A 20,841-nucleotide genomic window follows, 5' to 3' on the forward strand; every position below is an offset into this window, starting at 1 on the left:
CGGTGCGTCGTGGTTGCTCGCGCATGCCTCGAAGCCGGCGGAGCGCCCGCGAGAGGCACAAAGGAGGGGCCCGCGCTCTTCGGGGCGCCTTCGCGGGGGGCGGGATGGTCGGTGCAACTATGGAAATAGGCCCCGAGGCTGGAGGAAGAGATGTTCGAGCCGGACGACATCCGGGAGTGGCGAGGGCACGACGTGGTGGACGCGGGTGGAAGCAAGATCGGCTCGCTGGAGTCCGTGTATGTGGACACCCGTACCGACCAGCCCTCCTTCGCCACGGTGACCGTCGGTATGCCCACCCGGCACCGGCTCGTCTTCGTTCCGCTGGCGGGAGCCACCGTGGGGCCCAAGTATCTGAAGGTCCGGTACCCCAAGAACCGGGTGAAGGACGCCCCGTCCATCGGAACCGACGATGTGCTGCCGGCCGCTGACGAGCCGTCCGTCTTCGCGCACTACGAGATCGAGTACACCCCGGGCGCGGGCGGCGAGCGCCGCCTCGCGCGCCGCTGAGACACGGGAGGCCGAGATGGCGCTGTTCCTGTTCCTGGTCCTGGTGGCGATCCTGCTGGGGATCTTCGGCTCGGTCGTCGAGGGAATGTTCTATCTGCTGGTCATCGGCATCTTCGTGGCGCTGATCGGCTTCCTCTACGCGGCCTACCGGATCACGGCCCGCACCAACCGGCGCCACCCGCGCTGAGGGGGTCCACCGCGGTCAGGGCGTGCCCGGCGAATCCTGCCGCGCTCGTCCCTTCTTCTCGGTCAGGGGATGCCCCTGCCCGTCGTCCCGGGCCGCTCGTGCTCCCCCAAGCTCTTCGAGCAGGGAGGTACCCCCATGGCTTGTCGCGCAGTTCCCCGCGCCCCTGACGGGGCGCAACCTCCTGCTGCGAAGCTTGGGCAGTCTGCTTCCCCCAAGCGCGCCGAGCGGGGGAGGGGCCAGGGCGCAGGGGTGGGTAAGCGCGGCCCCCGCCGGGTACGCAAGATTCGCGGATAAGCGCCGGCGCAAGTCGTGTCCGTGATGTGAATGTAAGGACAACAGCTCTTTACGTCATGCGGGCGCCGTGCCAATCTTCCGGGACGATCTCTGGCGCAAGGAGGGGCCCGGATGGGAGTCATCGCGCGGCGAACCGCGCTGACCGCCGCCGTCCTCGGGGCGGGCTCGGCGGCGCTCGCAGGGTGCGGGAGCCCGCTCGATCCACGCGGGGGCGAGGGCGGGGACGGGGAGAAATCGCTCACCATCGCCACCAACGCCGTCTCGGGCGGCAAGAACGCCGACGAAGCGGACTGGATCACGCAGTGGGTCATACCCCGTTTCGTCGAGCGGCAGCGGGCCAAAGGCGTCGATGTCCGCGTCCAGTTCCAGCCCAGCGGCGTCGACGACGAGCAGTACAAGACCAAGCTCGCGCTCGACCTCAAGGCCCAGGCGGGCCCCGACATCATGTCGCTGGACGGCATCTGGGTCGGCGAGTTCGCGCAGGCCGAGTACATCAGGCCGCTCCGCGAGGTCGCCGGACCCGGCGCTGCCGACTGGGAGGGCTGGCAGCAGATCAGCGCCAAGGTACGCTCCCTCGCCCGCTTCGAGGGCAAGCTCTACGGCGTTCCGGCAGGCACCGACGCACGCGTGCTCTACTTCCACAAGCCGCTCTTCCGCAAAGCCGGGCTCCCCGCCGACTGGCAGCCGGGCAGCTGGCAGGACATCCTGGATGCCGCCCGCAAGCTGAAGCGGCTGGAGGGGGTCACTCCGCTGCAGATCAACGCGGGCACCGCGATGGGTGAGGCCACCACCATGCAGGGCGTGCTGCCGCTGCTGGCGGGCGCGGGCGGACGGATGGCCAAGGGGGACCGCTGGTACGGCGACACCCCCGAACTCCGGGCGGTGCTCGGCTTCTACCGCGACGTCTACCGGCACGGCCTGGGCGATCCGAAGCTCCAGCAGGAGGCCAAGGGCCGGGACAAGTCCTTCGAGCGGTTCGCGGAGGGCAGGCTCGGCATCCTCGCCGAGGGCGACTACTTCTGGCGGGACGTGATCTCCCCCAAAACCGGCACCGCACCCATGAAGCATCGTGACAACGATGTCGGTTTTGCGCTGATCCCCGCCCGCGCCCGCGGTGAGGCCACCGGCGGCCGCGACCACGTCAGCCTCTCCGGCGGTGCGGTCCATGTGCTCAACCCCCATACCCGCCACCCCCGGCAGGCGTTCGAACTGCTCGCCGCGCTGCACTCGGCAGCCGCGCTCAAGGCGCGGCTCGGTGACGCGGCGATGATCACCGAGCGGGACGACGTCAACGACGTGGTCCTGGACAAGGACCCCATGCTCCGCTTCTGCGCCGACAAGGCGATGCCCGTCACCACCTTCCGGCCCCCGCTCGCCGCCTACACCGCCGTGTCCCTCGCGCTCCAGGAGGCGACGGCGCAGGTGGTGGCGGGCCGCAGCCCCGTCAGAGCCGCACAGGCGTACCGCAAGGAGTTGGAGGAGGTGCTCGGTGGCAGCGACCACATCATCGGCTGAGACCGGCTCCCCGGCGGAACCCCGGGGCCGGGACGGGGACCAGAGGCAGGACGGAGCAGCCGCAGGCCGGGAGCTGGGACACGACGACGCGGCCGGGCTCGGCAGGCGCCGGGCCGCCGGCTTCGTCGCGCCGGCGCTGGTGCTGATCGCCCTCTTCCTGGTCCTGCCCGCCGTCTGGACGCTCTATCTCGGCGCCACCGACTACCGGTTGACCGGCATTCCCGCCATCGACCCCAGCTTCGTCGGGTTCGACAACATCACCAAGGCGCTCGGCGACGACGGGTTCCTGCGCTCGCTGCGGCTCACCCTGGTCTTCGTCCTGGGCTCCGCCGTCATCGGCCAGGCCGGGCTCGGCTTCGCGCTCGCGTGGTGGATGCGGGAGCGTGCCGGCTGGCTCAAGACCACCCTCGAAGCGCTGGTCATGCTCGCCTGGATCCTGCCCAGCTCGGTGGTCGCCTTCCTGTGGATCGCCTTCCTGGACCGGGACGGCGGCACCCTCAACGAACTGCTCCGCACGCCCGGCGCTGCCTGGCTGCTGGACCACCCGATGCTGTCGATCGTCGTCTACAACATCTGGCGCGGCAGCGCCTTCTCGATGATGCTCTACAGCGCGGCGCTCGGGAACGTGCCCGCCTCCCATCTGGAGACCGCGCGGCTGGCCGGGGCGAACGGATGGCAGCAGCTGCGCGACGTCGTCTTCCCGCGCATCCGCGGTCACATCCTGACGAACCTGCTGCTGATCAGCCTGTGGACGTTCAACGACTTCACGCCGTTCCTCATCACCGCCGGCGGCCCGAATGGACAGACCGAGACGCTGCCCGTCCACATCTACAAGACGGCCCTGGGCAGCGGCGAGCTGGGCTACGGTGCCGCGATCTCCTTCCTGATGCTGCTGATCAACCTGGTGGTGGCGGTGATCTATCTGCGGCTGCTCGGCCAGAAGAAGACATCCCGTTCGGCACGTAAGAGGGCCCGCAAGAGCAGGCAGGAGGAGACGGCGTGAGAACCGGAGGGAACCCCATCCCGGCGCTGCTGCGCGGTGTCGGCGTCTACGTCCTGGTCGCCCTCGCGCTGGCGTTCTTCGCGCTGCCCATGCTGTGGCTGGCCAGCGCCCCCTTCGACAGGCGTCCGGGCATCACCGCCTCGCTGCCCGACTTCACCCTCGCCAACTTCGAACGGCTGTGGCACAACCCCAACGCCGTCGATTCACTGGCCAGTTCGCTGATCCTGGCCGTCGGCAGTGCCGTGCTCGTCGTCGGTCTCTCCGCGCTCGCCGCCTACGCGCTCAGCCGCGTCCGCATCCGGGGCCGGGACGGACTGCTGTACGCGCTGCTGCTGCTGTCCTCCATCGTCACCGGTACGGCCGCGATGGTGCCGATCTTCCTGCTGGCCGCCGAACTCAACCTGGTCGACTCCTACTTGGGCGTCATCCTCGTGCTCACCGGAGGACTGCTGCCCGCCGCGATCTTCATCCTCAAGGACTTCATGGACACCACACCGCGCTCCTACGAGGAGTCGGCGCGGGTCTTCGGCGCCTCACCGCTGCGCGTCATGAAGGACGTCGTCGTGCCCGTCGTACGGCCGGGACTCGCCACGGTCGGCGTGTGGACGGTCGCCCAGGTGTGGGGCAACTTCCTCATTCCGTTCCTGCTCCTGCGCTCGCCGGACAAGTCACCCGCTGCCGTGGTCATGTACACCTTCTACACCGAGGGTGGCCAGCCCGACCTGGCGCTCATCTCCACCTTTTCGCTGCTCTACTCCCTGCCGGTCGTGCTGATGTTCCTCTTCGTCAGCCGCCGCTACGGCTTCCGCTTCCACGGAGGGATCAAGGCCTGATGGCAGACATCACCCTGAACCGGCTCGCCAAGGTCTACCCCGGCGGTGTGCGGGCCCTGCACGACCTGGACCTGACCGTCCGTGACGGCGAGTTCTTCGCCCTCCTCGGCCCCTCCGGCTGCGGCAAGTCCACCCTGCTGCGCACCATCGCGGGCCTGGAGACCGCCAGCGGCGGCACCGTCCGCATCGGCGACCGCGATGTGACAGCGCTGCAGCCCGGCGAGCGTGACATCGCCATGGTCTTCCAGGACTACGCCCTCTTCCCGCACATGACCGTCGAGGAGAACATCGCCTACCCCCTGAAGATCAAGAAGGTGAGCAGGGCGGAGCGCGCCGCCAAGGCCCGGGAGACCGCCGAGGAGCTCGGCCTGGGCCATCTGTCGGAGCGCAGGCCCGGCCAGCTCTCCGGCGGCCAGCAGCAGCGCGCCGCACTCGCCCGCGCGATGGCCTGCCACCCGCAGGTCTTCCTCTTCGACGAGCCGCTGTCCAACCTGGACGCGCGGATGCGTCTGGAGGCCCGTACCTTCCTCAAGAAGCTCCAGAGGGAACTGGGCGTCACCACCGTCTTCGTGACCCACGACCAAGCCGAGGCGCTGGCCATGGCCGACCGCCTCGCCGTCATGGAGGGTGGCGAACTACGGCAGGTCGGGACCCCCACCGAAGTCTTCCGCCACCCCGCGAGCACCTTCGTCGCCTCGTTCATCGGGTCCACACCGATGAACCTGCTGGACGGCGAGGTCACGGCGGTCGGCGGCGGGGTCCGCGTGGCCGGCGCCGAACTGCCGATACCCGACGCCGCCACCGGCCTGACCGCGGAGGGGGAGAAGGTCGTCTACGGCATTCGCCCCGAGTACCTGAGGTGGTCCGGCACGGCCGTGGAAGGCGCCGTCGCGGGCACCGTCTCGGTCGTGGAGAACCTGGGCAGCGCCCAGTTGGTCACCCTGGAGTGCGACGGCGAGGTGAGCGTGCAGGTCGTCGTGGACGAGGACCACCAGCCGGAGCCCGGCGGACGCGGATGGGCCGTACCGCGCAACGACCGGGCGCTGCTCTACCGCGACGGCAACCTCGTCACGGCGCCTGCTGACGCGGACGGGGCGGACGGGGCTGACGAAGCGCCCGACCCGGCCCAGGCAGTGCCCTCGTGACGGCGCAGGAACAGACGCACCACGGTACGTGGACGATGGAGCACCGCGCCGAAGAGGTACTGCGGGCGCTCCCCGTCGAGGTGCCCGGCGGCACGGGCGCGCTCACCGTCACCCTCGGCTACCCGCGCCGCGCGGGAGTGCTCGACCTCGGACTCCTCGGCCCGTACGGGGAGTTCCGCGGCTGGGCCGGCGGCGCACGCGACACCGTCACCGTGACGGAGAGCTGGGCCACCCCCGGCTATCTGCCCGGCCCGGTCGTCCCCGGCATCTGGCAGGTACTGCTCCGGCTGCACCGCATCCCGCCGCAGGGGCTGCCGTACGAGGTGCGGGCACGGTTCGACGGCCAGGTGCCCGCCGCGCCGTCGAGTGCGGCGCCACGGCCGCCGGCCCCGGCGGACCGCCGACGGCGGCGGACGGTGCCCTCCCTGGGCGGCGCCCAGTGGCTGGCCGGCGACCTGCACGCCCATACAGTGCACAGCGACGGTGCCCTGACCATCGACGAACTGGCCCACGCCGCAGTCGCCGAGGGCCTCGACTTCCTCGCCGTCACCGACCACAACACCGTCAGCCATCACCCCCGGCTCGCGGCCGTCGGCAGCCGTCAGGGCATCCGCCTGCTGCCCGGTCAGGAGGTCACCACCGACCTCGGACACGCCAATGTCTTCGGCGACACCGGGTGGATCGACTTCCGGCGCCCGGCCGGGGACTGGCTGGCCCAGGCCGACGCCGCGGGCGGTGTCCTGTCCGTCAACCACCCGCTGGCCGACGACTGCGCCTGGCAACTCCCCTTCGCCGGGCGGCGGCCCCGGCACGCCGAACTGTGGCACCACACCTGGACGGACCGGCGGCACGGGGCACCGCTCGCCTGGGCGCGGGCCTGGCGGAACGATGTGATCCCGCTGGGCGGCAGCGACTTCCACCGGCCCGAGCAGGGCCACCCCCTCGGCGCGCCCACCACCTGGGTGCTGTGCGCGGACGGCGATGTCCTCGGCGGTCTCGCCGCGGGCCGCACCGCCGTCTCGGCAGCACCTGACGCGGCCGTGCTGCTGCGCTACGGGGACGAACTGCTCGCCCTCGATGCGGACGGCACCGTACTGGTGCGGCCCGGTGGAGCGCGGACGGTCGTACGCGGCGACGCCGTCCGGCTCCCCGCCCGGGAGGGAATGCACCGGCTGGAGACCCATACCTGCGAGGTCGTGGCCCTCTGCGCCTGATCCCTGTGCGGGCCACCCATCGAAAGGAATCCATGCACGTCCGCCTCGCCAACGCGCCCGTCTCGTACGGGATATACAGCCCCGAAAACGCCCCGCTGCCTCCCGACGAACTGCTCGGCACCTTCCAGGAGCAGGGCTACCGGGGAACGGACAGCGGCCCCCTCGGCTATCTCGGCGAGGGCGAAGCCCTCACCCGCCGCCTGGCCCGGCACGGGCTCTCTCTCGCGGGCGGCTGGGCCGATCTGCGCTACGGCGGCGACCCCGACGCGTTCGCCGCGGACCTGCGCTCTCTCGACCACACGCTGGACGTCTTCACCGCCGTCCCCGTGGACGACAAGCTGTTCGCCCCGCGCCCCACCCTCGCCTGCCCCGCGGACCCGGAGCGCTTCGCGGCGCCCGGCGCGCCGGTGGATCCGGGCCTGCAACTGGCCGAGGGGGAGTGGGAAGCGTTCGCCGCCGATGTGCAGCGAGCAGCGGACCGGTGCCGGGAGCGCGGGCTGGAGCCCGTCTTCCACCACCATTTGGGGACCGCCGTCGAGACCCCGGAGGAGACCCGCCGGCTGCTGTCCCTCACCGACATCTCCCTCTGCCTGGACACCGGGCACTGGTGGCTGGCGGGGGGCGACCCGGTGGCCGCCGTCGCCGAGTTCGGACCGCGCATCCGCCAGGTGCACCTCAAGGACGCCGACCGTGCGGCACACGCACGGGCGCGCAACGCGGGCGGGGACCTGTGGCGCGTCGTCGCCGAGGGCGGCTTCCGCGCCCTGGGGGAGGGCGACCTCGACTTCGCGGCCGTGCTGGCGGCTCTCCGCGACGCGGAGTACACCGGCTGGCTCGTCGTCGAGCAGGACGCCCCGCCCGCACCCTGTGGCCGGGACCTGGACCGCATCACCGCCGACCAGCGAGCCAATCGCGAACTGCTCCGTGAGAAAGGGCTGTAACGACCATGACCGCCGCCACCCCCACGCGCCCGCGGCCCCGGACCCGGCTGCGGGTCGCCGTCGCCGGGCTCGGGGCCATTGCCCGAACCGCGCATCTGCCACTGCTGGAGCGGCGCCGCGAACTGTTCGAGATCACGGCGCTGTGCGATCTGTCCCCGGGCGCCCTCGCGGAACTGGGCGCCCGGTACGGCGTACCGCCGCAGCACCGGCACACCAGCACGGACGCGCTGCTGGCGCAGGGCGGCTTCGACGCCGTGCTGCTGCTGACGTCCGGCTCGCACGGCCCGGCGGCCGAGGCCGCGCTGCGCGCCGGGTACGCCGTGCTGTGCGAGAAGCCGCTCGCCTTCACCCGGGCCGAGGCCGTCCGGATCGCGGAGGCCGAGCGCGCGCAGCGCCGCGGACCGCGGCTGATGGTCGGGTACATGAAGCAGTACGACCCGGCGACGCGCCGGCTGGCGACCCTGCTCGCCGAGGCGGGCGGGCCCTCCCGCATCCGGTCCGCCGAGGTGTGCGTGCTGCATCCTACGGGCCCTGACCAGCTGGCCTTCGCCCAACTGCCCGCGCCCTACGACGACCTGGACGCCGGGGCGCTGGCCTCCCTCAAGGCGCACGACGAGGCACTGACGAACGCCGCGCTCGGCAGCGGCGCCACCGAGGCGATGCGCTCGCTCTACCACATCGTCACCGGCTCCATCAGCCACGACCTGTCGCTGCTGCGGACGGCCGTCGGCGCCCCGGAGAGCGTCGACCTCGCCGCGTTGTGGGGGGCCTCCGCCGAGGGGCCCGGCTCGGTCGAGCTGTCGGGAGCGCTGCCGGGCGGGGCGCGGTACGCGGTCCGCTGGCACTTCCTGTCAGGGCACGCCGCCTACCGCGAGACGTTCGCCGTCCACCACGAGGGCGGCACCCTGGAACTGGCCTTCCCCTCCCCATACTTGATGAACGCGCCGACGGTGCTGACCGAGACGTCGAGCGGCCCGGGGGAGGGCCCGCACGCCGAGCGGCGCGCCGAGTACCGGTCGGTGACCGAGGCGTTCGAGGAGGAGCTGGTCGCCTTCCACTCCATGGTCACCGCCGGCACCCCGCCCCGCACCGGGGTCGACGGCGCCACCGAGGACCTGATCACAGCCCAGCGCGCGGTCGCGGCGTACGCGGCCCGCCACCAGCTCCCCTGCGACGGAGAGGCAGCATCCGTATGAGCGCCCCTGACCCGGCTCGGCAGCACGCCGACGAGCTCGTCATCGTGCCGCACACCCACTGGGACCGCGAGTGGTATCTGCCCTTCCAGCAGTTCCGCCTCCAGCTGATCGGGCTGCTGGACGAGGTGCTGGAGCGGATGGAGAACGACCCCCGCCAGCGCTTCACCCTCGACGGGCAGGCCGTCGCGGTGGACGACTATCTGGAGGTCCGGCCCGAGCAGCGCGAGCGGCTGACCTCGCTGGTGAAGGCAGGCCGGCTCGCCGTGGGCCCGTGGCAGATCCTGCTGGACGAGTTCCTGTGCTCCGGCGAGAACATCGTCCGCAACCTGGAGCTGGGCCTGCGCCGCAGCCAGGAGATGGGCGGTTCGCTGCCCGTCGGCTATATGCCCGACATGTTCGGGCACTGCGCACAGATGCCGCAGATCCTGCGCGGCGCCGGTCTCGAACACGCCTGCGTATGGCGCGGGGTACCGGCCGCCGTGGACAGCCACGTCTTCGCCTGGACCGCGCCCGACGGCACGGCGATCCGCACCGAGTACCTGGCCGCGGGCGGGTACGGCAGCGCCGCGGGGCTGTTCGACGCCACCGGCGACCCCGTGCAGGTCGCCGAGCGGGCCCGCGCCGTCGCGGCCAAGCTGCGCCCGTGGCGCCCGGACGGCTCCCCGATGCTGGCGATGTACGGCTCCGACCACACCGCGCCGGCGGCCGACCTCGCCGAGCTGCTGGAGCGCCACAACGAGCGGTACGCCGCGGAGGGTGGGGTGCGGCTGCGGCTGGCGACCATGGCCGAGTACTTCGCCGAGCAGCCCACCGACGTCGCGGGGCTGCGCGCCGTACACGGCGAGCTCCGCAGCCACGCGCGGGCCAACATCCTGCCCGGCGTCTTCTCGGTGCGTGCCCCGCTCAAGCAGGCCATGGCCCGCGCGGAGCGCGCCGTGGAGCGGTACGCCGAACCGCTGGCCGCGCTCTGGTTCGACGGCTCGGCCCGGCGCTTCCTGGACATGGCCTGGCACCGCCTCATCGAGGTCTCCTGCCACGACTCGGTCACCGGCTGCGGCTGCGACGAGACGGCGCAGCAGGTCGCGGCCCGGATCGCCGAGGCCGAGCAACTGGGCCTGGCGGTACGGGACATGGTCGGCAAGCAGCTTGCCGCGCACGTCCCGCACGACGCGTACCTGCTGCTCAACCCGACGCCTGCGCCGCGCACCGACCTGGTGGAGCTGGACGTCGCAGGGGACGGCCCGGTCCACCTCGTCGCGGCCGACGGCACCGTTTTCCCGGCGCAGCAGACCGCCACGGCGCCCCGGCTGCTGGCCGACGACACCGTGCCTGCCGAGCGGCTGCCCATCGTGCTGGCCCGGGTGCACGGCAGCGAGCTGTACGGCCAGGAGATCACCGCCTGGCGCGTCGAGCCCGCGGAGCGGCTGCTGCACTTCACCGTCGCCCGGAAGAGCGAGCTGCCCTTCGACATCGCCGAGGTCGCATCCGCGCTGGCCGCAGCGCGGGCCGAGGGCTCCGGGGAGGACGGCGACTGGCGGGTGGTCATCGAGGCTGAGCCACGGCAGCGGGTCGCCGCGCTGGTGTCCGCGCCGGCGCTGGGCCACACCGCCGTGCGCGCGGTCGCGCGCGGAGCCGCGCCCGAGCCCGCGTACCCGGTCCGCACCTGGGACGGCACCCTCGCCAACGGCCTGCTCACCGTGGAGTTCGCCGAGGACGGCACCTTCGCCGTACGGACGGCGGACGGGGTCGAACTGACCGGCGTCGGCCGGGTGGTGGACGGCGGCGACCTCGGCGACACCTACAACTACGCCCCGCCGGCCCACGATGTGCTGGTCGACCGGCCTACCGACGTCACCGTCCGCCGTGTCGCCGAGGGCCCGCTGACCGGCGCGTACGAGATCGAGCGCCGCTACGCCTGGCCCGCGGCCGGCGATTTCGCCGCGGACGGACGTACCACCGCCACCGAGCCGACGACGGTGACCACGCGCGTGGAGCTGCGCGCGGGCGAACGGTTCCTACGGCTGGCCGTCTCGTTCGACAACCGCAGCGACGACCACCGCGTACGGCTGCACGTGCCACTGCCCCGGCGTGCCGATGTCTCGTACGGGGAGGGCCAGTTCGCCGTCGTCGAGCGGGGCCTGACGGCGGAGGGCGGCTTCGGTGAGGAGCCGGTGCCGACGTTCCCCGCCTCCGCCTTCGTCGCGGCCGGTGGTGCGGCGGTGCTGCTCGAGCACGCCACCGAGTACGAACTGGTCGGGGACGGCTGTGAGTTGGCGCTGACGCTGCTGCGGCCCACCGGCCGGATGTCCCGTAACCGTCATGTGTGGCGCGACGAGCCCGCGGGCGGCGAGTTCGACACCCCGCAGGCCCAGTGCCGTGGGCTGCGTACGGTGACCTTCGGGCTGCTGCCGTACCCGGGGGAGTGGCACGAGGCGGGGGTGCACACCGCCGCAGAGTCCTTCCGCCACCCGTTCGCGGCGCTGCACGGCACCGCACCCGCCGCCACCCCGCTGCCCGACGCGTCCGAGGGGCTGTCCGTGACGGGCGCGGGTGTCGTCCTCAGCTCGGTGCGGGAGCGCGAGGGGCGGTTGGAGGTCCGCGTCGTCGCACAGACACCGCTACCGGCGACCGCCCGACTGGCTCTCCCGGGGCTGCTGGCCGCCGTACGGTGCGATCTGCTCGGCCGGCCGCTGGAGCAGGGCGAGCCGCCGGCGGTGGCGGACGGTGCCGTCGCGGTGCGGCTGCGGCCCTGGGAGATCGCCACCTTCCGGCTGGAGCGCTGAGCGCTGCCCTGCCGGGTGCTGAGCCTCCGGCAGGGCACAGGCCCTCACCGTCCGGCACAAGGCCGCTCCGGCTCGTGAGCGGGCGGCTCCCAAGGGGTGGTCGTCCGATATGCCCCTTCTGCTCCGCTATGTACCCTGAGTGGAGCACGCACGATGCCCACGCGGCGGGAAGGCGGACACATGGCTTCGGTCGGCGGAGTGCCCTGTTGGGTGAGCCTGATGACCCCCGATCAACGGGCCGCCGAGGAGTTCTACGGACCGGTGCTGAGCTGGACGTTCGTGTCCTCGGACGCCGGCCCCGACGCGCGGATCGCCACGGTGGACGGCCAGCCCGTGGCCGGGGTCAACCAGCTGACCGCGGGCGCCGGCCCCGAGGCCGAGCGGTGGACCGTGTACTTCCAGGTCGAGGACGCCGACGTGGTCGCGGAGCGCATCTCCGAGCGGGGTGCGACCGTGGCGGTCGGCCCGCTCCGGGCGGGCGGCGGCCGTGCCGTGATCGCGGCCGACCAGTGGGGGGCGCCGTTCGGGCTGTGGCAGGGCGACGGCCCCGCCTCCTGGTGGGTCGGCTCCGGTCCGGCGCCCGCCTGGCTCCAGCTGCACACCTCCGACGCCTTCGCCGCGGCGGTCTTCTACGGCGAGATCTTCGACTGGATGGGGGACCCCAGCCACGGGGTCACCTATGAGGAGCAGTACGACGAGATCGTCGTCCGGGTCGACGGTCACGCCGTGGCCGGGCTGCGCGGCGGTGCGCTGGAGGCGCCGCCCGATCCGGCCATCCGGCCGCGATGGGAGCCGTACTTCCGGGTACCCGATCTGGACGCGGCGGTCAGTGCGGTGGAACGGGAGGGCGGCGCGGTCGCCTCCCCGCCCCGGACGGGCCCTCTGGGACGGACGGCGACGCTCCGTGACCCCAAGGGAGCTTCCTTCTGTCTGCTCAGTACGTAAGGAGCACACCATGCAGGAGAACGACAAGACCGGCCCCATCCAGGACGACGAGGCCAAGAAGCGGCTGCGCGGAGATCTGCGCTCCAACCGCGAGGAGGCGCGGGAGATGGAGCCCTCGGGCGAGGACCAGCCCGAGCCCTTCCGGGACCCGCAGGCGCTGCGGACCGGCGGCACCCCCGCCGGGATGACCCCTCGCGACGTCGAGCTGCGCTCCGAGATCGCGCAGTACCTGGGCCGCCATCTGTACCCGACCGGGCGCCAGGAGGTGCTGGACGCGCTGCGTGCCGAGCACGCTCCGGACCGGCTCCTGGACATGGCCGAGGGCCTTCCGGCGGACACCCGCTTCAGCAACGTGCAGGAGCTGGCGCAGGCTCTCGGCCTGCACACCGAGTCCCGCCGGGGTTGAGCCGACCCGGCGGGGAAGAGCGGGAGGGCTTCGGCCCCGCGCACGGACACCACCCGATCGGGGGGACATGCTTGCCGTGGGAGCGGGAAACGGGGAGCGATGACGTTCTTCCATGACCTCGAATCCAGGATGGAGCGCCTCTCCGCCTCCCTGTGGCGGCTGTTCCCTCGCCGTACCGAAGAGCCGGTGGAGGTGCTCGGGGTGCTGCGTCGCGAGTGCGACGCGAAGGCGGTGATCGTGGGCCGGGACCGGACCGTGGTGCCCAACGCCTATGAGCTGGAGCTCCCGGCCGAGAGTTATGCGCGGCTGGCGGGCGAGGCCGGAGCGGTCGGCGAGCGGCTCGCGTCGGAGGTGCGACGGCACGCCGCCGAACGGCACTTCAGCTTCGCGGGCCCGGTCGCCGTCCGGTTGCGGCCCCCGCGCGACGGACACGAGCCGCACCGCTACCGCGTCCACAGCAGCATCACCCCCGGCCCCTGACCTCCGACGACGGGAGTCCCTGGCCGTGGACGACGGGATTCCCCCGACAGCGGGCAACAAGCTCGATCAGTGCCGAGCAACAAGACGCACAGAAAAGCGCGTCCCGGGCATTGACACCCTTCCCGGCCCTCCTTAGTGTCGCCATCGCTATTTCGAACGCGTGACGAAATATCGAACGTGGCGAACAGACTTCACAGGAGCGGCTCGTGCGCATCACCGGTATCAGCACCCACGTGGTCGGGACGCCTTGGCGGAACCTGACCTACGTACAGGTTCACACCGACGAAGGGCTCACGGGCGTCGGAGAGACCCGGATGCTGGGCCACACCGATGCGCTGCTCGGCTATCTGCGGGAGGCGGAGGCCAATCACATCGCCGGCTCCGACCCGTTCCGTACCGAGGACCTGGTACGCCGGATGAAGTACGGCGACTACGGGCGCGCCGGCGAGATCGTGATGTCCGGTATCGCCTGCGTCGAGATGGCCTGCTGGGACATCAAAGGGAAGGCACTGGGCCTGCCCGTCTGGCAGCTGCTGGGCGGCAACGTCACCGACACCGTCAAGGCGTACGCCAACGGCTGGTACACCACCGAGCGCACCCCCGAGGCGTACCACCAGGCCGCCAAGGACGTCATGGCGCGCGGCTACCGCGCCCTGAAGATCGACCCGTTCGGCACCGGGCACCTGGAGCTCTCCCACGAGGACACCCGCTACGCGGTCTCCCTCATCGAGGCGGTGCGCGACGCCATCGGCCCGGAGGCGGAGCTGATGCTGGAGATGCACGGCCGCTTCGCGCCCGCCACCGCCGTCCGGCTGGCCCACGAGATGGCGCCGTTCCGGCCGGCCTGGCTGGAGGAGCCGGTGCCGCCGGAGAACCTCAAGGCCCTCGCCAAGGTCGCAGACAGGGTGGACATCCCGGTGGCGACGGGGGAGCGCATCCACGACCGGATCGAGTTCCGGGAGCTGTTCGAGAGCCAGGCCGCCGACATCCTCCAGCCCGACCTCGGGCACCTCGGCGGCATCGCCGAGACCCGCAAGCTGGCGGCCACCGCCGAGACCCACTACATGCTCGTGGCCCCGCACAACGTCGGCGGCCCCGTACTGACCGCCGCCAGCCTCCAGGTGGGGTTCGCCACGCCCAACTTCAAGGTGCTGGAGCACTTCAACGACTTCGCCGACGCCGAGATCAAGAAGGTCGTCAAGGGCGCGCCCCAGGTCGACCCCGAGACCGGCTGCTTCACCCTCTCCCAGGCCCCCGGGCTGGGCGTCGAGCTGGACACCGAAGCGGCGGCCGAATTCCCCCAGCAGCGCGCCCACTTCGACCTGTGGGCCGAGGGCTGGGAGACCCGCAACCCCGACGGCGGCGACCGGTGAACGCCGCACAGGGCGAGGGCCTCGCCGTCGTCCTGGACGCGCCCGGCACCGCCCGCCTCGTCCCGCACACCCCGCGCCCGCCCGGCCCAGGAGAGGCGCTGGTACGGGTTCACGTGGCCGGGATCTGCGGCAGCGACCGGGAGCTGTACCAGGGCAACCGCCCGGCGCCGTACGCGCGCTACCCCGTCACGCCCGGCCACGAGTGGTCGGGCACGGTCGCCGACACCGGCGAAGGGGTGCCCGAGGGGCTGGTGGGGCGCAAGGTGGTGGGGGAGGGATTCCGCAACTGCCAGGTGTGCGAACGCTGCCACCTCGGCGAGACCACGCTGTGCACCGCCGGATACGCCGAAACGGGGTTCACCGAGCCCGGCGCCATGGCACCCACGCTCACCCTCCCGGCCCGGCTGCTGCATCCGCTGCCCGACGACGCCGATCTGACCGCCGCCGCGCTGCTGGAGCCCGCCGCCTGCGTCGCGGCTGCCGCGCTGCGGGCCCGGGTGCGGCCCGGTGACCGGGTGGCCGTCGTCGGTGACGGCACGCTGGGGATGCTCGCCGTCCGGCTGCTGGGCCTGGGCTCACCCGCCGAGCTGCTGCTGGTCGGGGCGCGTGCGGAACGCGCGGCGCTCGCCGCCGGGTTCGGCGCCACCGACTACCGCCACCACCGGGAGACCGAAGGGCTCGGCGGCTACGACACCGTCGTCGAGGCGGCGGGCGCGCCAGGAGCGGCCCGGCAGGCGGCCGGACTGCTGCGGCGCGGCGGACGGCTGGTGCTGACCGGCATCCCGCCCGCCGGAACCGAAGAGCTCGACCCGGCCGCGCTCGTGCTCGGCCAACTGCGGGTGGAGACCGTCTTCGGTGCCCCGCCCGCCGCCTGGGCGCACGCGGTGCGCACCTTCGCCGCCGGGCTGCTGGACCCGCTGCCGCTGGTCACCCACCGGCTGCCGCTGTCCGAGTTCGAGAAGGCCGTCTCACTGGTCGCCGACGGCGATCCCGCCGTCGGCAAGGTGCTGCTGCACCCCTGACCCCCCGCACCCCGCCCGGCCTCCGCCCCGTACCGAAGGAGCCCTGTGACCACCAGCACCACCCCCCGCCTCCCCGGCGAACCCGCGCTCGGAGCGCTGGGCCTGGCCGCCCCCCGGCCCGAGCCCGCCGACGGCTCCGCGCACACCTTCCCCGACGGGGGCCGATGGCGCACCGAGGTGCCCTCATGCGAGGGACCCGAGGCGCTGGCCGTCGTCCTCAAGGAGTCCGCGCGGCTCGACGTACCGCTGCACCGGATCAGCCAGGGCAGCGGCATCTGGATGCTCACCGACGCCGAGATCACCGAGATGGTCGAGGCGTGCGCCGAACGGGACATCGAACTGTGCCTGTTCACCGGCCCGCGCGGCACCTGGGACACCGGCGCCGCCACCCGCACCGACTCCGGCGGCGCCGGGCTGCGGGCGCGCGGCCACAGCGCGCTCGCCGGCTGTGTCGAGGACGCGGTACGCGCCACCGAACTGGGGGTGCGCTGCCTGCTCGTCGCCGACGAGGGCGTGCTGTGGACCCTGCACCGGGCACGCGCCACCGGCATCCTGCCCGCCGACACCACGCTGAAGGTGTCCGCGCTGATAGGCCCGGTCAACCCCGCCTCGTACGCCGTATACGAGCGGCTCGGCGCCGACTCGCTGAACGTGCCCAGCGATCTGACGCTCGACCACCTCACCGAGATCCGGCGGGTCAGCGCAGCACCCATGGACATGTACATCGAGGCACCCGACGACCTCGGCGGCTATGTGCGGATGTACGAGCTGGCCGAGCTGATCCGCCGCGGCGCCCCCCTCTATCTGAAGTTCGGGCTGGCCAAGGCCCCCGGCATCTACCCCTCCGGGCGGCACATGCGCGACACCGTGCTGGACACGGCGCGCGAACGGGTACGCCGCGGCCGGCTCGCCCTGGACCTGCTGGCACGGCACGGCGCCGAGGACGGGATGTCTCCGCTCGGCTCCCGGCTGCCGGGCCCGCTGCACCGCTTCGAGCACACCGAGCCTGAAGGGAACTGACATGCGCACCCGCAGATGCCGTATCGCCGCGTCGGCGGTGCTGGCCGCCGCGCTCGTCGCCGGGCTGACCTCCTGCGGCCAAGAGGCCCGCGGTGGCAGCCGTTACCAGCCCCCCAAGGGCAAGGGCGGCACCATCGGCCTGGCCATGCCCACCAAGTCGTCCGAGCGGTGGATAGCCGACGGCAAGAACATGGCCGAGCAGTTCCAGAAGGCCGGCTACAAGACCGACCTCCAGTACGGGGACGACAAGGTCGAGAACCAGGTGGCCCAGCTCGAGAACATGATCGCCAAGGGGCACCGGCTGCTGGTCATCGCCGCCATCGACGGCTCGGCCCTCACCGACGTCCTCAAGCAGGCCGCGGACGCGAACGTCCCCGTCATCTCCTACGACCGGCTCATCCTGGGCACCAAGAACGTCAACTACTACGCGTCCTTCGACAACGAGCGCGTGGGCGAGCTCCAGGGCCAGTACATCCTCGACAAGCTCAAGCTGAAGAAGCCGGACGAGAACGCGGACAAGAGCTACAACATCGAGCTGTTCGCGGGCTCACCCGACGACAACAACACCAAGTACTTCTGGAACGGCGCGATGAAGAAGCTCAAGCCGTTCATGAAGTCGGGCCAGCTGGTGGTGCGCAGCAAGCAGACGAAGATGAACCAGGGCTACACCCCGGCATGGAACGGCGGTGTGGCGCAGAAGCGCATGGACGACCTGATCAGCAAGAGCTATGGCAGCGAAGATGTGGACGCGGTGCTCTCGCCGTACGACGGCATGTCCATCGGCATCATCTCCGCACTCAAGAGCGCCGGTTACGGCGGCAAGGAACATCCGCTGCCCATCGTCACCGGGCAGGACGCCGAGCTGGCCTCCGTCAAGTCCATCGTCGCCGGGAACCAGACCCAGACCGTCTTCAAGGACACCCGCAAGCTCGCCAAACAGGCCGTCCAGATGGGCGACGCCGTCCTCACCGGCAAGAAGGTCCAGGTCAACAACACCACCGACTACGACAACGGCAAGAAAGTCGTCCCCGCCTATCTGCTCAAGCCGGTCTCCGTCGACAAGAAGAACACCCAGCTCCTCATCGACGAGGGCTACTTCACCAAGGGGCAGCTCAAGTGAGCCCGGCAGCAGAACCGCAGGAGCAAGCCGTCCTCGAAGACCAGGACCAGCTCGTCCTCCAGATGCGGGGCATCACCAAGACCTTCCCCGGCGTCAAGGCGCTCAGCGACGTCAACCTGGCCGTGCGCCCCGGTGAGATCCACGCGATCTGCGGCGAGAACGGCGCGGGCAAGTCGACGCTGATGAAGGTGCTCAGCGGCGTCCACCCGCACGGCAGTTACGAGGGTGAGATCCTCTTCCAGGGCGAGCCGGTGGCCTTCAAGGACATCCGTGCCAGCGAACAGCACGGCATCGTCATCATCCACCAGGAGCTGGCACTGGTGCCGTTCCTGTCCATCGCCGAGAACATCTTCCTCGGCAACGAGCAGCGCAGCGGCACCCGCGGGCTCGTGGACTGGAACGCCACCATGCAGCGGGCGACCGAACTGCTGCGGCGGGTGGGTCTGCGGGAGAACCCGCAGACCCCCGTCGCCGACATCGGCGTCGGCAAGCAGCAGCTGGTGGAGATCGCCAAGGCGCTGTCCAAAGAGGTGCAGTTGCTCATCCTGGACGAGCCCACGGCGGCGCTCAACGACGAGGACAGCGCCACACTCCTGGACCTCATCCTGGAGCTGCGCGAGCAGGGCATCGCCAGCATCGTCATCTCGCACAAGCTGGGCGAGATCCGCCGCATCGCCGACACCGTCACCATCCTGCGCGACGGCCGCACCATCGAGACGCTGACCGTACGCGAAAGCCCCGGCGACGAGCCCGAGTTGTCCGAGGACCGCATCATCCGCGGCATGGTCGGCCGCGACCTCGACCACCGCTTCCCCGACCGCACCCCCTACGAGGGCGAGCACAGCACAGCCCTGGAGGTCTCCGGCTGGACCGTACGGCACCCCGTCGACCAGCAGCGCAAGGTCGTCGACGACGCCTCGCTGACCGTGCGCCGAGGCGAGATCGTGGGCATCGCCGGGCTGATGGGCGCGGGCCGTACCGAGCTGGCCATGTCCGTCTTCGGCCGCTCCTACGGGCGCTACGAGTCCGGCACCGTACGGATGGACGGGCGCGAGGTACGCACCAAGACGGTGCCGGCGGCGATCGAGGCGGGCATCGCCTACGTCACCGAGGACCGCAAGCAGTACGGGCTCAACCTGCTCGACACCATCAACCGCAACATCTCACTGGCGTCGCTGTCCGGCATGGCGCGGCGCGGTGTCGTCGACGAGCACCACGAGAGCTCCGTCGCCGAGCGCTACCGCAAGTCCATGAACATCAAGGCCCCCACGGTCCACGAGCAGACCGGCCGGCTCTCCGGCGGCAACCAGCAGAAGGTCGTGCTCAGCAAGTGGATCCACGCCGATCCCGAGGTGCTGATCCTCGACGAGCCGACCCGGGGCATCGACGTGGGCGCCAAGTACGAGATCTACACCGTTATCGACGAACTCGCCGCGCAGGGGAAAGCCGTGCTCTTCATCTCCTCCGAGTTGCCCGAGCTGCTGGGGATGTGCGACCGCATCTACACCATGGCCGAGGGCCGCCTCACCGCAGAGATCGACCGTGCGGACGCCACCCAGGAAGTCCTGATGCGCCACATGACCCGGAACAGAAGCTGAGGCCCGCCATGACCACCACGACCAAGCCCAACACTCCGCCCGAGGACGCGCCGCCACCCGTGCAGGCCGCCGTACGGTCGGCGGGAGCCGTGCTGCTGGAGAACATGCGCGGCCATATGCGCCAGTACGGCATGCTCACGGCGCTCGTCTTCATCATCGTGCTGTTCCAGATCTGGACCGACGGCACGCTGCTGCTGCCGAACAACGTCTCCAACCTGATCCAGCAGAACGGCTACATCCTCATCCTGGCCATGGGCATGATGATCGTCATCATCGCCGGCCATATCGATCTGTCCGTCGGCTCACTCGTGGCCTTCGTCGGCGCCATGTCGGCGGTGATGATGGTCAAACACGATATGCCCTGGGTGCTGGCGCTGGTGCTGTCACTGCTGATCGGGGCGGTCGCCGGGGCCTGGCAGGGCTTCTTCATCGCCTACGTCGGCATCCCGTCGTTCATCGTGACGCTCGCCGGAATGCTGCTCTTCCGGGGCCTGACGCAGATCGTCCTGGAGGGCCAGTCCCTCTCGCCCTTCCCGGAGGGCTTCCAGAACCTCGCCAAGGGCTTCATCCCCGAGATGGGCCCCTACACCCAGTACCACAACCCCACGCTGTTCATCGGCCTCGTCGCGCTCGTCTTCCTGCTGCTGCGCGAACACCGGGACCGCAGGCGGCAGCTGACGTACGAGCTGGAAGTACTGCCCACCGGGCTGTGGGTCGCCAAGTGCGTGGCCCTCTCCGCCGCCGTCATCGCCTTCACCCTGACGCTCGCCAGCTTCCACGGCATCCCCGTCGTCATGCTGGTGATGGGCGGCCTGCTCATCGGGCTCGGCTACGTCATGCGCAACGCCGTCGTCGGCCGTCACGTCTACGCGCTCGGCGGCAACAAGGCTGCCGCCAAGCTCTCCGGCGTCAAGGACCAGCGGGTCACCTTCCTGGTCTTCGTCAACATGGGCGTCCTCGCCGCGCTCGCCGGCTGCGTCTACGCTGCGCGGCTCAACGCGGGCACCCCGCAGGCGGGCCTCAACTTCGAACTGGAAGCCATCGCCGCCTCGTTCATCGGTGGCGCCTCGATGAGCGGCGGCGTCGGCACCGTGATGGGTGCCGTCATCGGCGGCCTCGTCCTCGGCGTCCTCAACAACGGTATGTCCCTCGTCGGCATCGGCACCGACTACCAGCAGGTCATCAAGGGCCTGGTGCTGCTGGCCGCCGTCGGTTTCGACGTCTGGAACAAGCGCAAAGCGGGCCGCTGACCGCCCCCG

The 20,841-nt window shown here is 71.3% G+C and carries 19 protein-coding genes; all 19 read left to right on the plus strand.

Translation table 11 applies throughout. From position 1 onward, the window contains the following. Positions 1 to 150: 150 nt before the first annotated feature. Positions 151 to 507, plus strand: coding sequence for a PRC-barrel domain-containing protein (locus ACTWQF_RS11085; RefSeq protein WP_443279024.1), 357 nt, complete (start codon positions 151 to 153; stop codon positions 505 to 507). Between the two features lie 16 nt (positions 508 to 523). After that, entirely contained in the window at positions 524 to 694 is a 171-nt protein-coding gene (locus ACTWQF_RS11090; protein WP_443279025.1) for a hypothetical protein, read from the plus strand. A 405-nt stretch (positions 695 to 1,099) separates the two neighbouring features. Continuing rightward, positions 1,100 to 2,503 carry an extracellular solute-binding protein gene (locus ACTWQF_RS11095; RefSeq protein WP_443279026.1) on the plus strand — a complete coding sequence of 468 codons (1,404 nt, stop codon included), beginning with the start codon at positions 1,100 to 1,102 and terminating at the stop codon, positions 2,501 to 2,503. After that, on the plus strand, positions 2,478 to 3,506 hold the full coding sequence (locus ACTWQF_RS11100) for a carbohydrate ABC transporter permease (protein WP_443279027.1): 1,029 nt from the start codon (positions 2,478 to 2,480) through the stop codon (positions 3,504 to 3,506). The genes ACTWQF_RS11095 and ACTWQF_RS11100 overlap by 26 nt, the downstream gene beginning before the upstream one ends. Next, on the plus strand, positions 3,503 to 4,339 hold the full coding sequence (locus tag ACTWQF_RS11105; protein WP_443279028.1) for a carbohydrate ABC transporter permease: 837 nt from the start codon (positions 3,503 to 3,505) through the stop codon (positions 4,337 to 4,339). Before ACTWQF_RS11100 ends, ACTWQF_RS11105 begins: the two co-directional genes overlap by 4 nt. Continuing rightward, complete coding sequence (locus ACTWQF_RS11110) at positions 4,339 to 5,484, plus strand: ABC transporter ATP-binding protein (RefSeq protein WP_443279029.1); 1,146 nt, start codon at positions 4,339 to 4,341, stop codon at positions 5,482 to 5,484. The genes ACTWQF_RS11105 and ACTWQF_RS11110 overlap by 1 nt, the downstream gene beginning before the upstream one ends. Beyond that, complete coding sequence (locus ACTWQF_RS11115; RefSeq protein ID WP_443279030.1) at positions 5,481 to 6,698, plus strand: CehA/McbA family metallohydrolase; 1,218 nt, start codon at positions 5,481 to 5,483, stop codon at positions 6,696 to 6,698. Before ACTWQF_RS11110 ends, ACTWQF_RS11115 begins: the two co-directional genes overlap by 4 nt. A 32-nt stretch (positions 6,699 to 6,730) precedes the next feature. Further along, positions 6,731 to 7,639: a sugar phosphate isomerase/epimerase family protein gene (locus ACTWQF_RS11120; protein ID WP_443279031.1), complete on the plus strand. Its 909-nt coding sequence runs from the start codon at positions 6,731 to 6,733 to the stop codon at positions 7,637 to 7,639. A gap of 5 nt (positions 7,640 to 7,644) precedes the next feature. Beyond that, positions 7,645 to 8,835, plus strand: a complete 1,191-nt coding sequence (locus tag ACTWQF_RS11125; RefSeq protein WP_443279032.1) for a Gfo/Idh/MocA family protein — start codon at positions 7,645 to 7,647, stop codon at positions 8,833 to 8,835. Continuing rightward, positions 8,832 to 11,618 carry a glycoside hydrolase family 38 N-terminal domain-containing protein gene (locus tag ACTWQF_RS11130; RefSeq protein ID WP_443279033.1) on the plus strand — a complete coding sequence of 929 codons (2,787 nt, stop codon included), beginning with the start codon at positions 8,832 to 8,834 and terminating at the stop codon, positions 11,616 to 11,618. Before ACTWQF_RS11125 ends, ACTWQF_RS11130 begins: the two co-directional genes overlap by 4 nt. A gap of 180 nt (positions 11,619 to 11,798) precedes the next feature. Then, complete coding sequence (locus ACTWQF_RS11135; RefSeq protein ID WP_443279034.1) at positions 11,799 to 12,563, plus strand: VOC family protein; 765 nt, start codon at positions 11,799 to 11,801, stop codon at positions 12,561 to 12,563. A 10-nt stretch (positions 12,564 to 12,573) separates the two neighbouring features. Then, positions 12,574 to 12,969, plus strand: coding sequence for a DUF2795 domain-containing protein (locus tag ACTWQF_RS11140; protein WP_443279035.1), 396 nt, complete (start codon positions 12,574 to 12,576; stop codon positions 12,967 to 12,969). Positions 12,970 to 13,068: 99 nt separating this feature from the next. After that, the gene (locus ACTWQF_RS11145; protein ID WP_443279036.1) at positions 13,069 to 13,449 is read left to right on the plus strand and encodes an FhaA domain-containing protein; all 381 of its coding nucleotides are present in this window, start codon (positions 13,069 to 13,071) and stop codon (positions 13,447 to 13,449) included. Positions 13,450 to 13,655: 206 nt separating this feature from the next. After that, the gene (locus ACTWQF_RS11150; protein ID WP_443279037.1) at positions 13,656 to 14,822 is read left to right on the plus strand and encodes a mandelate racemase/muconate lactonizing enzyme family protein; all 1,167 of its coding nucleotides are present in this window, start codon (positions 13,656 to 13,658) and stop codon (positions 14,820 to 14,822) included. Beyond that, positions 14,819 to 15,844 carry a zinc-dependent alcohol dehydrogenase gene (locus tag ACTWQF_RS11155; RefSeq protein WP_443279038.1) on the plus strand — a complete coding sequence of 342 codons (1,026 nt, stop codon included), beginning with the start codon at positions 14,819 to 14,821 and terminating at the stop codon, positions 15,842 to 15,844. Before ACTWQF_RS11150 ends, ACTWQF_RS11155 begins: the two co-directional genes overlap by 4 nt. A 45-nt stretch (positions 15,845 to 15,889) precedes the next feature. Then, the gene (locus ACTWQF_RS11160) at positions 15,890 to 16,864 is read left to right on the plus strand and encodes a hypothetical protein (protein ID WP_443279039.1); all 975 of its coding nucleotides are present in this window, start codon (positions 15,890 to 15,892) and stop codon (positions 16,862 to 16,864) included. Position 16,865: 1 nt separating this feature from the next. Continuing rightward, a complete protein-coding gene (gene chvE / locus ACTWQF_RS11165) occupies positions 16,866 to 17,984 on the plus strand; it encodes a multiple monosaccharide ABC transporter substrate-binding protein (protein ID WP_443279040.1) in 1,119 nt (372 codons plus the stop codon). Between the two features lie 62 nt (positions 17,985 to 18,046). After that, entirely contained in the window at positions 18,047 to 19,582 is a 1,536-nt protein-coding gene (gene mmsA / locus ACTWQF_RS11170) for a multiple monosaccharide ABC transporter ATP-binding protein (protein ID WP_443279469.1), read from the plus strand. An 8-nt stretch (positions 19,583 to 19,590) separates the two neighbouring features. Continuing rightward, on the plus strand, positions 19,591 to 20,832 hold the full coding sequence (gene mmsB / locus ACTWQF_RS11175) for a multiple monosaccharide ABC transporter permease (RefSeq protein WP_443279041.1): 1,242 nt from the start codon (positions 19,591 to 19,593) through the stop codon (positions 20,830 to 20,832). Positions 20,833 to 20,841: the final 9 nt, after the last annotated feature.

This window comes from Streptomyces sp. 8N114 (assembly GCF_052245835.1).
Lineage (GTDB): Bacteria > Actinomycetota > Actinomycetes > Streptomycetales > Streptomycetaceae > Streptomyces.

Excerpts from the sequence above, each read along its gene's own strand:
- ACTWQF_RS11085 (WP_443279024.1), top strand. The coding sequence starts at position 151 with ATGTTCGAGCCGGACGACATCCGGGAGTGGCGAGGGCACGACGTGGTG.
- ACTWQF_RS11090 (WP_443279025.1), top strand. The coding sequence starts at position 524 with ATGGCGCTGTTCCTGTTCCTGGTCCTGGTGGCGATCCTGCTGGGGATC.
- ACTWQF_RS11095 (WP_443279026.1), top strand. The coding sequence starts at position 1,100 with ATGGGAGTCATCGCGCGGCGAACCGCGCTGACCGCCGCCGTCCTCGGG.
- ACTWQF_RS11110 (WP_443279029.1), top strand. The coding sequence starts at position 4,339 with ATGGCAGACATCACCCTGAACCGGCTCGCCAAGGTCTACCCCGGCGGT.
- ACTWQF_RS11120 (WP_443279031.1), top strand. The coding sequence starts at position 6,731 with ATGCACGTCCGCCTCGCCAACGCGCCCGTCTCGTACGGGATATACAGC.
- ACTWQF_RS11125 (WP_443279032.1), top strand. The coding sequence starts at position 7,645 with ATGACCGCCGCCACCCCCACGCGCCCGCGGCCCCGGACCCGGCTGCGG.
- ACTWQF_RS11130 (WP_443279033.1), top strand. The coding sequence starts at position 8,832 with ATGAGCGCCCCTGACCCGGCTCGGCAGCACGCCGACGAGCTCGTCATC.
- ACTWQF_RS11135 (WP_443279034.1), top strand. The coding sequence starts at position 11,799 with ATGGCTTCGGTCGGCGGAGTGCCCTGTTGGGTGAGCCTGATGACCCCC.
- ACTWQF_RS11140 (WP_443279035.1), top strand. The coding sequence starts at position 12,574 with ATGCAGGAGAACGACAAGACCGGCCCCATCCAGGACGACGAGGCCAAG.
- ACTWQF_RS11145 (WP_443279036.1), top strand. The coding sequence starts at position 13,069 with ATGACGTTCTTCCATGACCTCGAATCCAGGATGGAGCGCCTCTCCGCC.
- chvE (WP_443279040.1), top strand. The coding sequence starts at position 16,866 with ATGCGCACCCGCAGATGCCGTATCGCCGCGTCGGCGGTGCTGGCCGCC.
- mmsA (WP_443279469.1), top strand. The coding sequence starts at position 18,047 with ATGCGGGGCATCACCAAGACCTTCCCCGGCGTCAAGGCGCTCAGCGAC.
- mmsB (WP_443279041.1), top strand. The coding sequence starts at position 19,591 with ATGACCACCACGACCAAGCCCAACACTCCGCCCGAGGACGCGCCGCCA.